This is a genomic window from Mesorhizobium sp. P2_D1, assembly GCF_056404455.1.
Genome location: NZ_JBFUDZ010000001.1, coordinates 490,376 through 501,056 on the forward strand (window position 1 = coordinate 490,376; position 10,681 = coordinate 501,056).

General features: G+C 63.2%; 11 protein-coding genes. 2 read left to right on the top strand and 9 right to left on the bottom strand.

Annotated elements, in window-relative coordinates:
* Nucleotides 1-62: 62 nt before the first annotated feature.
* Nucleotides 63-1,136 carry a D-alanine--D-alanine ligase family protein gene (locus AC1D0I_RS02465; protein ID WP_477392800.1) on the top strand — a complete coding sequence of 358 codons (1,074 nt, stop codon included), beginning with the start codon at nt 63-65 and terminating at the stop codon, nt 1,134-1,136.
* Between the two features lie 99 nt (nt 1,137-1,235).
* Here AC1D0I_RS02465 and AC1D0I_RS02470 read toward each other — a convergent pair whose 3' ends face one another.
* The 9 genes from AC1D0I_RS02470 to dnaK all read right to left on the bottom strand — a co-directional run bounded on the left by AC1D0I_RS02470 (nt 1,236) and on the right by dnaK (nt 8,519).
* Nucleotides 1,236-1,649 (bottom strand): GFA family protein, encoded by a 414-nt coding sequence (locus tag AC1D0I_RS02470; protein WP_477392802.1) that lies wholly within the window; start codon nt 1,647-1,649, stop codon nt 1,236-1,238.
* Between the two features lie 43 nt (nt 1,650-1,692).
* Nucleotides 1,693-2,157, bottom strand: coding sequence for an SRPBCC family protein (locus tag AC1D0I_RS02475; RefSeq protein WP_477392803.1), 465 nt, complete (start codon nt 2,155-2,157; stop codon nt 1,693-1,695).
* Nucleotides 2,154-2,474, bottom strand: coding sequence for an ArsR/SmtB family transcription factor (locus tag AC1D0I_RS02480; protein ID WP_477392805.1), 321 nt, complete (start codon nt 2,472-2,474; stop codon nt 2,154-2,156). Before AC1D0I_RS02480 ends, AC1D0I_RS02475 begins: the two co-directional genes overlap by 4 nt.
* 308 nt (nt 2,475-2,782) lie before the next feature.
* The gene (locus AC1D0I_RS02485; protein ID WP_457150881.1) at nt 2,783-3,070 is read right to left on the bottom strand and encodes a DUF1330 domain-containing protein; all 288 of its coding nucleotides are present in this window, start codon (nt 3,068-3,070) and stop codon (nt 2,783-2,785) included.
* Nucleotides 3,071-3,088: 18 nt separating this feature from the next.
* Nucleotides 3,089-3,802 (bottom strand): orotidine-5'-phosphate decarboxylase, encoded by a 714-nt coding sequence (gene pyrF / locus AC1D0I_RS02490; protein WP_477392839.1) that lies wholly within the window; start codon nt 3,800-3,802, stop codon nt 3,089-3,091.
* Nucleotides 3,803-3,828: 26 nt separating this feature from the next.
* The gene (locus AC1D0I_RS02495) at nt 3,829-4,425 is read right to left on the bottom strand and encodes an NADPH-dependent FMN reductase (protein ID WP_457150880.1); all 597 of its coding nucleotides are present in this window, start codon (nt 4,423-4,425) and stop codon (nt 3,829-3,831) included.
* A gap of 88 nt (nt 4,426-4,513) precedes the next feature.
* Entirely contained in the window at nt 4,514-5,116 is a 603-nt protein-coding gene (pmtA, locus tag AC1D0I_RS02500; RefSeq protein WP_477392807.1) for a phospholipid N-methyltransferase PmtA, read from the bottom strand.
* 153 nt (nt 5,117-5,269) lie between these two features.
* A complete protein-coding gene (gene dnaJ / locus AC1D0I_RS02505; protein ID WP_184872869.1) occupies nt 5,270-6,400 on the bottom strand; it encodes a molecular chaperone DnaJ in 1,131 nt (376 codons plus the stop codon).
* 202 nt (nt 6,401-6,602) lie between these two features.
* Nucleotides 6,603-8,519 (bottom strand): molecular chaperone DnaK, encoded by a 1,917-nt coding sequence (gene dnaK / locus AC1D0I_RS02510; RefSeq protein WP_095083681.1) that lies wholly within the window; start codon nt 8,517-8,519, stop codon nt 6,603-6,605.
* A 489-nt stretch (nt 8,520-9,008) separates the two neighbouring features.
* Between dnaK and AC1D0I_RS02515 the strand changes: the two genes are divergently transcribed.
* On the top strand, nt 9,009-10,681 hold a 1,673-nt coding region (locus AC1D0I_RS02515; RefSeq protein ID WP_477392809.1), incomplete at its 3' end, for a hypothetical protein.

Here is a 10,681-nt window from a genome sequence, read left to right on the forward strand (position 1 = left end):
CAGCCGATTGCGCTTCCCATGCGATGGTAGGCAACGCCATCGCTGGAAAACCATGCAAATCCATGACGAGCCAAACGCCAAGACTGATCCTCGTCCTTGAGCCGGAAAAAGCCTGCTTCGACCGTCTCGTCGCCGACGGCCACGCACCGGAGCGTGCTGCCGAAATCGCCTCCTATCTGGCGCAGTCGACCGATCTCGCCCATGAATTCGATGCGCTTGCCGCTGCTTGCCAGGCGCGCGGCCTGTCGTTCACGCCGGCGGCGCTCGACGATGCCGCAGGCGTGCTCACCGGCGAGCATCCCGGCACGACACTGGTCTGGACGCTGACCGACGGCATCGCCTATTTCCGAGGCGGCGCCGCACCCGCCTTGGCCAGGCTCGGCGGGTTCAAGACGATCGGCGCCGACGATGCGCTGTTCGCGCTCTGCCAGGACAAGTTCCGTTCCGGCGCGGTGCTCGGCGCGCTCGGTCTGCCGGTGCCGCAGGCCGGTCTTGCGCGTGACGGCAAATGGCTGGTGGAGCCGCCTGCGTCGGCCGCCGGCTGGTTCGTCAAGCCCAACCGGCTTGGCGCCAAGATCGGCATATGGGCGGATTCGCGCATCAGCGATCTCGACCACGCACTGGAGCTTAGCCGGCGTGTGTTTGCGGCCTATCGCGACGATGTCGTCGTCCAGCCCTACGTTGCCGGCCGCAACGTGCGCGCCAGTTTCCTCGGTCTGGTCCCGGGCGCCGGGGTCGAAGCGCTTGGCGTGGCCTTTGTCGATTCAGGCGCAGATTTCCAGACCATGACGGACAGCCTGGCCCTTTACGGCGACACTGGTGAGGCGGCGAGGGCGGCCGGACATTATGCCGAACCGGAACTCGTTGCGGTCGCCGACAGCCAGCCGATCGCCGACGCCAGGGTTCGCGCGATCGCCGAGCGGCTGATGAGCGGGCTCGGTTTGCGCGACGTGTTTTCCATTGACCTCCGCGTCGAGGCCGACGACACGGTCCATCTTATTGAGTTCGAGGTCTGCCCCGGCCTGCCTTGCTTCGATTTCCGCGCCTACTGCCGCCAGCAATGGGATCTCGAGCTTGCCGACGCCATGGCCGAAACCGCTGCCAGCCGGCTACTCGGCCAAAACCATCATTTTTGAACGCGCGGCGGCGCATCCGGAAATGCTCGGGGCGCCGCCAACAGGCGCAAGCGCCCGCGACGAGCACCCGACATGACATGACAGCCCGAGGCGAACCCGCTATCCCGGCATTCGCTCGAATTTCTGCAACGCGGGATCGATCGTGTCCCATGCATGGCCGCGGATGGCGTATGTGACCACCTGCGGGTCGAATTGGCCGGGGTCGTCAAGGCTGGTCGCGTTGACCGCAATCAGGTCCGGCATGGCGACGAATGTCAGGTAGACCGGCGTTCCACAGGTCGGGCAGAAGGCGTGGACCTTTTCGTTGCCGCTGTCGCCTCTCACACGCCAGGTGGTCGCCTCGCCTGCAATTTTCATGTCGGCGCGCCGGCCGAAGGTCAGATAGGATCCGTGGCCGGTGCCTGCACGCTTCTGGCAGTCGAGACACTGGCAGTGGTTCTGGAAGATGGGCTCGCCGCTGGTTTCATAGCGGATCGCGCCGCATGCGCAGCCGCCGATATAGCGCTTGGTCATTGTCGTTCTCCACTGGCCTGGTTCTGCATGATATCGCAGGGCATCAGGCCGATTTCGGCTTGGCGAAAAGGTCGATGCCGCTGCCGGTTTCGAGGAAGGATTTCATGCTGGACAGCACCGCCGGCCACCCCTGGCTGACGCCTTTCGCCATGCCGCTGCTGGCTTCGAGTTCGTCATGGGTGACGGTCAGCCGCACCATGGTGTCGTATTCCTCGATGCCGAACGTCACCCGGCTGTATTGCGTGGGATCGTTGGCCTGCGAAGCGTTCGCCCAGGTGATGACGAGCCGGGTCGGCGGCGAGATCTCGACGACCTTGCCGACGAGTTCGACAGTCCGCTCGTCATTGGCGCGGATATGCTCCCATCTCGATCCCGGCTTCCAGTCGGAGACGTTCTCGTGGCCCCAGTAGCGTTTCGCAATGTCAGGCCTGGTTATGGCCTCGAAAACTTTTTGCGGCGTCGATTTGATGTAGGTAACGTAGACAAAGCTGGTTGTCTCTCGGGTCATTGGTCCTCTCCTTCGAGTTCTTGCTTCAGATCGTGCAGCAGGCTGAGCCGCTGCCGTTCGAATTTCCGCACCCACCGCTCGTAGACTTCGTGCAGCGGCACGGGGTTGATAAAATGCAGTTTTTCCCGGCCGCGCTTGACCGTGCTCACCAGGTTCGCCGCTTCCAGCAGGTCGATGTGCTGGGTGGCGGATTGCCTTGCCATGTCCAGGTTTTCGCAAAGCTGACTGAGCGTCTGCCCGTTCCTCTCGCAAAGAAGGTCAAGCAGCCTTCTGCGTGTCGGGTCGCCCAGCGCCTTGAAAACCTTGTCAGCGTCCATCCGCCTCACTCGTTGCTTTCGAGGTGTAATATGCAGGTAAATACCTGCATGTCAACTAGCAACCAGCCCGGTCGCTTCACCTCGGGCGAAAGCGACTCTGGCTCGGCGGTCAATTGTTGGATGGGCCGTGCGCCGGCCATGTGGCGGTCGTTGTCGAACGGCTCCGCCCGGTTGTCAGCCAGGGCATAGTGAAACTGCCCTGGCCTTCAAGCACCAGCTGATCGGAGTGCTCGGCTTAGCGGGACGGAGCTAAGGGAAGGGGACCGTCAGGACTTCGCTGACGCGCCGCCAGACTCTGATCGATCGCTTCAGATACCTTCGACGAGCACAATCTCGCCGTCGGCGACCTTCTGGCGGATGGCGACCGCGCGCTGGTATTCCGGCGAGTGGTAGCAATCGTGCGCCATGGCGAGCGATTCGAACTCGATGATGACGTTGCGTGCGCGTCCGACACCCTCGGCCAGCTCATGCGCACCGCCGCGCGCCAGAAATTTCGCGCCGAAGCGGTCGAAGGCCAGTTTCGAGGCGGCGACATACTCCTTGTAGCCTTCGGCATCGCGCACATCGACGCGGGCGATCCAGTATCCCTTGGGCATTCTTCTTCTCCCTGTTGCTTACGCTGAGCGCATTTCGGCGATGATCGCTTCGGCCGCTTCTCGTCTGTTGGCCGACGCAACAATCGGCCGGCCAACGACGAGATGGCTGGCGCCGTTGCGGATCGCCTGTGCCGGCGTCACCACGCGCTTCTGGTCGCCATGGTCGCTACCCGCCGGCCGGATGCCGGGCGTCACCACCGCCATGTCGGGCCCGACGATGCGGCGCACCGCTTCCGCTTCCGCGGCCGAGCAGACGATACCGCCCATGCCGGCATGCAGCGCCTGTTCCGAACGCCGCAGCACCAGCGTGTGCGGGTCGTATTCATAGCCGACGTCGATCATGTCCTGCTCGTCCATCGAGGTCAGCACGCTGACCGCCAGCAGGCAAAGGCCGCTACCCCTGGCCGCCTCCACCGCCGCCGTCATCGCCTTTGGATAGGCGTGGATGGTCAGCATGGTCACGCCCATCTTGACGATGTTCTCGACGCCCTTGGCCACCGTGTGGTCGATGTCGAGCAGCTTCATGTCGAGGAAGATCTTTGTTCCGCCGCTGGCCAGTTCCCTGGCAAAGTCGAGCCCGCCGGCAAAGGCCAGTTGATAGCCGATCTTGTAGAAGGAGACGACGCCATCGAGTTCGCGCACTGCCTTCTCGGCCTCCTGCACGGTCGGTACGTCGAGGCCAACGATCAGTCTTTCCTGCATGGATTTGGCCTTTATCGATTGAGCCTGGATGGATTTTGTCCGCATGGTGTCGACGATCACGCCTCGATCCGGGTCGACAGCATGCGCGAGGTTTCGATCAGCGTGCGGCATAGGTGCTCCATCGATTTGTACAGTCTTTCGTCGCGGAAATTGCCGCCCTCGTCGAAGGCGCTGCCGCCTTCCGGCACCGAGCATTCCGGCGTCACCACCTCCATCTGGCAACGCACCAGCACGGCGCGCAGATGGTTGATGCAGCGGATCCCGGCAAAGTGCCCGTTGGAGGACGAGCAGAGGCCAGCCACCTTGCCGGCCAGCGGCCTGACCGTCCTGCTGCCATCCCTGCGCACCCGGCTCACCCAGTCGATCGTGTTCTTGAGCAGCGGCGGGATCGAGCCGTTATATTCGGGCGTGGCGATCAGCAGCCCGTCATGGGCGATGACCAGACGGCCAAGTTTCAGGGCATTTACGGGAACGCCCTTTTCCTTTTCCAGATCCTCGTCGAGGATTGGAAGGGGATAGTCGGCGAGCGAGATGCGGGTCACCTCGGCGCCTTGCATGGCGAGCTCCTTTTGCGCCACGTCGGCGGTCTTGCCGCTGTAGGCGCCACTGCGCACCGAGCCGGCGAAGACGAGGATTTTCGGGATCACTGCCATTGGCCAACCTTGTTCCCGGACAGGTACAGCCAGAGGCCGCTCAAATCAACGCACCGGTCCAAAAATCAAAGTCGAAATTCAGGTCGCCCTAATGCGCCTCGCGCCGGTAGATCCACAGCTGCGTCGGCGGGATGTTGCGGAAGATGAAATCGAAATGCTTGACCGTGTAGTCGCCACGGCCGGCCGGGATCGGCGACATCGGTCCGTAGGTCAGCTGCACGATCGGCCGTCCTGCCGGGATGCGGTCGAGCAGGCTCTCGATATAGGCGATGCGCTGGGCGACCGGAAAATTGAGCAGCGGCACGCCGGAAACCACGGAATCGAAGATCATCCCGCTCTTTTCGCCAAGCGTGGCGTTGAGGTTGAAGGCATCGCCCTCGATGACGTTGACGCCGGGATAGAGTTGCCGCAGGTGGCGGACGAAGTCGGTGGAATATTCGACAGCGTAGAGATTTTCGGGCCGCACCCCGAGGGCCAGGATGGCGCGGGTGATGACGCCGGTGCCGGGACCGACCTCGAGCACCGGCAGGCCGGATTTCGGATTGACGATCGAGGCCATCTTGCGGGCGGTGATCGAACTGGTCGGCACGATCGAGCCGACCGTCTTCGGCTTGTCGATCCAGCCCTTGAAGAATTTGAGCTCGTCGTCGAACTTTTCGGCAAGCGCCTTGCGCAGTCCGGGACGTGTCATGCAAGCTCTCCTCAGCACTCCCCCCAAATTACTTAACATCTGAGCGGCGCAAGGCAAGGCACGGTCAGACGCATGTCGTGGATAAGATAAGTTTCGTCGCGTCTCAAGATGCGACGCATTTCACGAAATCACGCGGCTTGCCTAGAATTCCCATCAGCGCTCGCCGAAGGATTCGAAGAAATCCTTCATGCGGGTGAAAAAGCCACTCGATTGGGGCGAATTGTCCTGCGAGGAGAGCTGTTCGAACTCCTCCAGCAGCTCGCGCTGGCGGCGAGTGAGGTTCTGCGGCGTCTCGACCGCGGTCTGGATGTAGAGATCGCCGACATTGGGCTGGCGCAGCACCGGCATGCCCTTGCCCTTGAGGCGGAACTGGCGGCCGTTCTGGGTGCCTTCCGGCACCTTCACCTTGGTCTGCGTGCCGTCCAGCGTCGTCACCTCGAAGGAGCCGCCAAGGGCGGCCGTCGTCATCGAGATCGGCACCTTGCAGTAGAGATCGGCGCCGTCGCGCTGGAAGAATTCGTGCGGCTTGACCGCCAGGAAAATATAGAGGTCGCCAGACGGCCCACCGCGCAGGCCGGCCTCGCCCTCGTTGGCAAGGCGGATGCGGGTGCCGTCCTCGATGCCGGCAGGGATGTTGACCGACAGCGAACGCTCTTCGGTGACGCGGCCCTGACCAGCGCATTTCGGGCACGGATCCTTGATGGTCTGGCCGCGGCCCTGGCATTGCGGGCAGGTGCGCTCGATGGAGAAAAAGCCTTGCGTGGCGCGCACCTTGCCGTGGCCGTTGCACATCGAGCAGGTGACAGGCTGGGTGCCCGGCTTGGCGCCGCTGCCCGAGCATTCCGAGCAGGAGATCGATGCTGGCACGCGAATCTGCGCGGTCTTTCCCGCGTAGGCTTCCTCCAGCGAGATTTCCATATTGTAGCGCAGGTCGGCGCCGCGCTCGCGGCCGCCCGACGAGCGGCGCTGGCGCCCGCCCATCATGTCGCCGAAAATATCCTCGAAAATGTCGGCGAAGCCGCCGGCACCAAAGCCTTGCGCGCCGCCATTCATCCCACCCTGCTCGAAGGCCGCGTGGCCGAAACGGTCATAGGCCGCGCGCTTCTGCGGGTCCTTCAGCGTCTCGTAGGCTTCGTTGATTTCCTTGAACTTGTGCTCGCAGGAATGATCGCCGGGATTGCGGTCGGGATGGAACTGCATGGCGAGCTTGCGGAAAGCGCTCTTGAGCTCCTTCTCGTCGGCGCCTTTTTGGACACCCAGCGTTTCGTAGAAATCAGCTTTCATTTTTTCCCGCAGTCCGGATGTTCAACGTCTTGATGCATATGTTGCGTCGTTTGCCGGCACGTTGTCTCGATTTAGGAGCGGTGCTGCCCGGATGCTAGGGCCGGCGCGGTTCTGTCCGTCTTTTTCAGCGATTTTTTCCGCCAGGGTTGCAAAAAAGCCCGGCCTGCGCCGGGCTTTTCGCTTTATCTTGCCGTCAAACGGTTCAGGCCGACTTCTTCTTGTCGTCGTCCTCGTCGATTTCCTCGAAATCGGCATCGACCACGTCACTGTCCTTGGCGGCATCCGCCTTGGCGTCGGCTTCCGCCGCTTCCTTCTGCGAAGCCTCGTACATGGCCTGGCCAAGCTTCATAGAAGCCTCGGCAAGCGCCTGCGACTTGGCCTCGATGTCGGCCGCGTCATCGCCTTCGGCCGCGGCCTTCAGCGCCGTGATCGCATCTGCGATCGCCGTGCGTTCGGCTTCCGAGACCTTGTCGCCATATTCCTTCAGCGACTTCTCGGACGAATGCACCAGCGCCTCGGCCTGGTTGCGGGCCTCGACCACGGCACGCCGCTTCTTGTCGCTCTCGGCATTGGCCTCGGCGTCCTTGACCATCTTCTCGATGTCGGCGTCCGAAAGGCCACCCGATGCCTGGATGCGGATCTGGTGCTCCTTGCCGGTGCCCTTGTCCTTCGCCGAAACGTTGACGATGCCGTTGGCGTCGATGTCGAAGGTGACCTCGATCTGCGGCACGCCGCGCGGCGCCGGCGGGATGCCGACCAGGTCGAACTGGCCAAGCGCCTTGTTGTCGGCGGCCATTTCACGCTCGCCTTGGAAGACGCGGATGGTCACGGCGGACTGGCTGTCCTCGGCCGTCGAGAACACCTGGCTCTTCTTGGTCGGGATAGTCGTGTTGCGCTCGATCAGCCGCGTGAACACGCCACCCAGCGTCTCGATGCCGAGCGACAGCGGCGTCACGTCGAGCAGCAGCACGTCCTTGACGTCGCCCTGCAGCACGCCGGCCTGGATGGCGGCGCCGAGTGCGACGACCTCATCCGGGTTGACGCCCTTGTGCGGCTCCTTGCCGAAGAACTGCTTCACGATCTCCTGGATCTTGGGCATGCGGGTCATGCCGCCGACCAGGACGACTTCGTCGATTTCGCCAGCCTTCAGGCCGGCATCCTTGAGCGCCGCCTTGCAAGGGTCGATGGTACGCTGGACGAGGTCGTCGACCAGCTGCTCGAACTTGGCGCGCGTCAGCTTCAGCGTCAGGTGCTTCGGCCCGGTCGCATCGGCGGTGATGAAAGGCAGGTTGATCTCGGTCTGCGTCGTCGACGACAGCTCGATCTTGGCCTTTTCAGCCGCCTCCTTGAGGCGCTGCAGGGCCAGCTTGTCGTTCTTCAGGTCGATGCCCTGTTCCTTCTTGAACTCGGCCGCCAGATACTCGACCAGGCGCATGTCGAAGTCCTCGCCGCCGAGGAAGGTGTCGCCATTGGTCGACTTCACCTCGAACACGCCGTCGCCGATCTCGAGCACCGAAATGTCGAACGTGCCGCCGCCAAGGTCATAGACGGCAATGGTCTTGCCATCCTTCTTGTCGAGGCCGTAGGCGAGCGCTGCCGCGGTCGGCTCGTTGATGATGCGCAGCACTTCCAGCCCGGCGATCTTGCCGGCGTCCTTGGTTGCCTGGCGCTGGGCGTCGTTGAAATAGGCCGGAACGGTGATGACCGCCTTCTCGACCTTCTCGCCGAGATAGGCTTCCGCCGTTTCCTTCATCTTCTGCAGGATCATGGCCGAGATCTGGCTGGGCGACTGCTTCTTGTCGCCGGCCTCGACCCAGGCATCGCCATTGTCGCCCTTGACGATCTTGTAGGGGACAAGCTTCTTGTCCTTCTCCGTCACCGGATCGTCATAGCGGCGGCCGATCAGGCGCTTGACCGCGAAGATGGTGTTTTCAGGATTGGTGACCGCCTGGCGCTTGGCCGGCTGGCCGACGAGACGTTCGCCGTCGCCGCTAAAGGCGACGATGGAAGGCGTCGTGCGCGCGCCTTCCGCATTCTCGATCACCTTCGGCTCTTTGCCATCCATGATGGCGATACAGGAGTTGGTGGTGCCGAGATCGATACCGATTACTTTTGCCATTTTTCTAGTCTCTCCGCTAAGCAGGCTCTCAGGACCCGTACAGGCGTTCCGACGAAAGCCCCTGTTCACAAGAAATTCCGTTCCGGCAACCGGCATTCCGGCGCCGAACGGCTTGGCGCGTATATAAGAACAGGCAGCATCGCGCGCAAGCATTCTGCGCAAGGCTTCCATGAACCTTTCCACCTCAGCCCGCGACTGATGTCCAGGTGCCGCATTGTGCGGCCCGGAAAGGAAGCCCCCATGACCATTAACCCAGAGGCTCTGAGGTCTCCGGGAACAACAGAAACTCGGCGCGACCACCGCCTTCGGGACGAGGTCGACGCGCTGGGCTTCCGGTTGATTCCGTTGACCCTGCGTAAGAGCAGGCGTATCGTCAAGATGAGGAAAGCAGACAATTCGATCAGGGAAGAACGTGCCGGACCACCGCGCCTTGCCCTGGTTTGCGCGGTAACGCCGGATGTTTCTCCCGTGGCTAACGGGGGTAGCTTCATGTCTCGCGTCCGCGGCACGTTCGTGTCTTCTCTCAACAGCGGCCTGCGCCACGCCATGCATCCGGGCGGATTGCTGGCGCTGGCACTCACTGCCGGCCTTTGGCTGGGTGACGCAGCACGGGCGCAGGACACCCAGATCATATATCCCGGCTCGATGGCGGTAACCGGTTTTTCCGGCACCATCATTCCCAATTTCGACGAGGGCCTGCCGCCCGGTGTCGATCCGGTCGACGAAACCTTCATCGACACCACGCGCGCCACCTTGCGCGTGTTCGACGTCTCGCATCTCGGCGGGCCGGCCGCCGGCCAGCTCGTCTCCACGCCGCCGCCCTTCGAGGTGACGTCCGAACAGATCGGCCAGGTGTTCGGCCTCACCTATGATGACGGCGTGCGCGACGGTGTTCCGTCGGGCGTTCCCAACCTCTACGCCGGCGCCACCTCGCTGCACGGCATCCGCATCGTTACCCCGGATGCCGATAGCGATGGAAGGCCGGAGCGGCAGCGCCGCGGCGCGGCCGGCGCCACCTTCATGGATGGCCAGTTCGGCACTGAAAACGGCGGCGGGCCGGGTACCATCTGGAAGATCGACGGCATCACCGGCCAGGTCTCCAAATTTGCCGACATCGACACCAACAGCGGTCCCGGCATCGGCAACCTCACCTTCGATCCCATCCACCGCCAGTTCTTCGCCTCCGACCTCGACACCGGCCTGATTCATCGCATCGACGCCGAAGGCAGGCTGATCGACAGCTTCGACCATGGCGTTGCCGGGCGGCCGGCGCACGGGCTGGCCCCGGTCGCCGACGATGGTTCGGTGATGGACATACAGGGCGCGGCCTTCGACAGCGAAGACCCCGACAGCTGGGGCTACACGCAGGACGAACGCCGCGTCTGGGGCGTCTCCTATCATGGCGGCCGGCTCTATTATTCGGTTGGCGAAAAGTCGGAAATCTGGTCGGTCGGCATTGCCCGCGACGGCACCTTCGCCGGCGATCCGCGCTGGGAACTGACGGTCAAGGCCGACAAGGACTACGCCGTCACCGACATCGCCTTCGACAACAGCGGCTTCATGTATCTGGCGCAGCGCGGCCCGGTCGAAAACCGCTATGATTACAGTCAGTTCGCCGATCCCGGCAAGGGCGAGGTCATCCGCTACTGGCGCGAGAATCCGGACGATCCGGCGACGGACTCGGTCTGGGTCGAAGTGCCGCAGGAATATGCGGTCGGCTTCCCGCAAGGCAACCGGCAGTCGGCCGGCGGTCTCGATCTGCAATATGGCTATGATGCCGACGGCAATCTCGACACCTCGGTCTGCACGCAGACGCTGGTCAACACCGGCGACAAGCTGCGCGACAATCCGGCGCTCGCCGAGCAGCTTTCCGCCGGCGGGCCGCTGGCCGTGCACGGCGTGCAGATCACGCCCAGGGAGCTGGTCAAACCGGCCAACGTGCCGCCCTTCGGCTCCTGGTTCGTCGATTTCGACGGCTATTTCGAAGATCCCGAAGTGGAAGGCCATGTCGGCGACGTCGCGGTCTGGCATCCCTGTGAAGGTCGCGCCGGCTATTATGAAGAAATCCCGGGCGGCTATCTGCCCCCCTTCTACCCGCCGGACTTCCCACCGCCCGGCAATCTGCCTCCCTGTCTCGATGTCGAGGACGTCCAGTACTACTG

Bases quoted from the DNA above. Each gene is read 5' to 3' on its own strand.
- AC1D0I_RS02465 (WP_477392800.1), top strand. From the start codon at position 63: ATGACGAGCCAAACGCCAAGACTGATCCTCGTCCTTGAGCCGGAAAAA.
- AC1D0I_RS02470 (WP_477392802.1), bottom strand. From the start codon at position 1,649: ATGACCAAGCGCTATATCGGCGGCTGCGCATGCGGCGCGATCCGCTAT.
- AC1D0I_RS02475 (WP_477392803.1), bottom strand. From the start codon at position 2,157: ATGACCCGAGAGACAACCAGCTTTGTCTACGTTACCTACATCAAATCG.
- AC1D0I_RS02480 (WP_477392805.1), bottom strand. From the start codon at position 2,474: ATGGACGCTGACAAGGTTTTCAAGGCGCTGGGCGACCCGACACGCAGA.
- AC1D0I_RS02485 (WP_457150881.1), bottom strand. From the start codon at position 3,070: ATGCCCAAGGGATACTGGATCGCCCGCGTCGATGTGCGCGATGCCGAA.
- AC1D0I_RS02495 (WP_457150880.1), bottom strand. From the start codon at position 4,425: ATGGCAGTGATCCCGAAAATCCTCGTCTTCGCCGGCTCGGTGCGCAGT.
- pmtA (WP_477392807.1), bottom strand. From the start codon at position 5,116: ATGACACGTCCCGGACTGCGCAAGGCGCTTGCCGAAAAGTTCGACGAC.
- dnaJ (WP_184872869.1), bottom strand. From the start codon at position 6,400: ATGAAAGCTGATTTCTACGAAACGCTGGGTGTCCAAAAAGGCGCCGAC.
- dnaK (WP_095083681.1), bottom strand. From the start codon at position 8,519: ATGGCAAAAGTAATCGGTATCGATCTCGGCACCACCAACTCCTGTATC.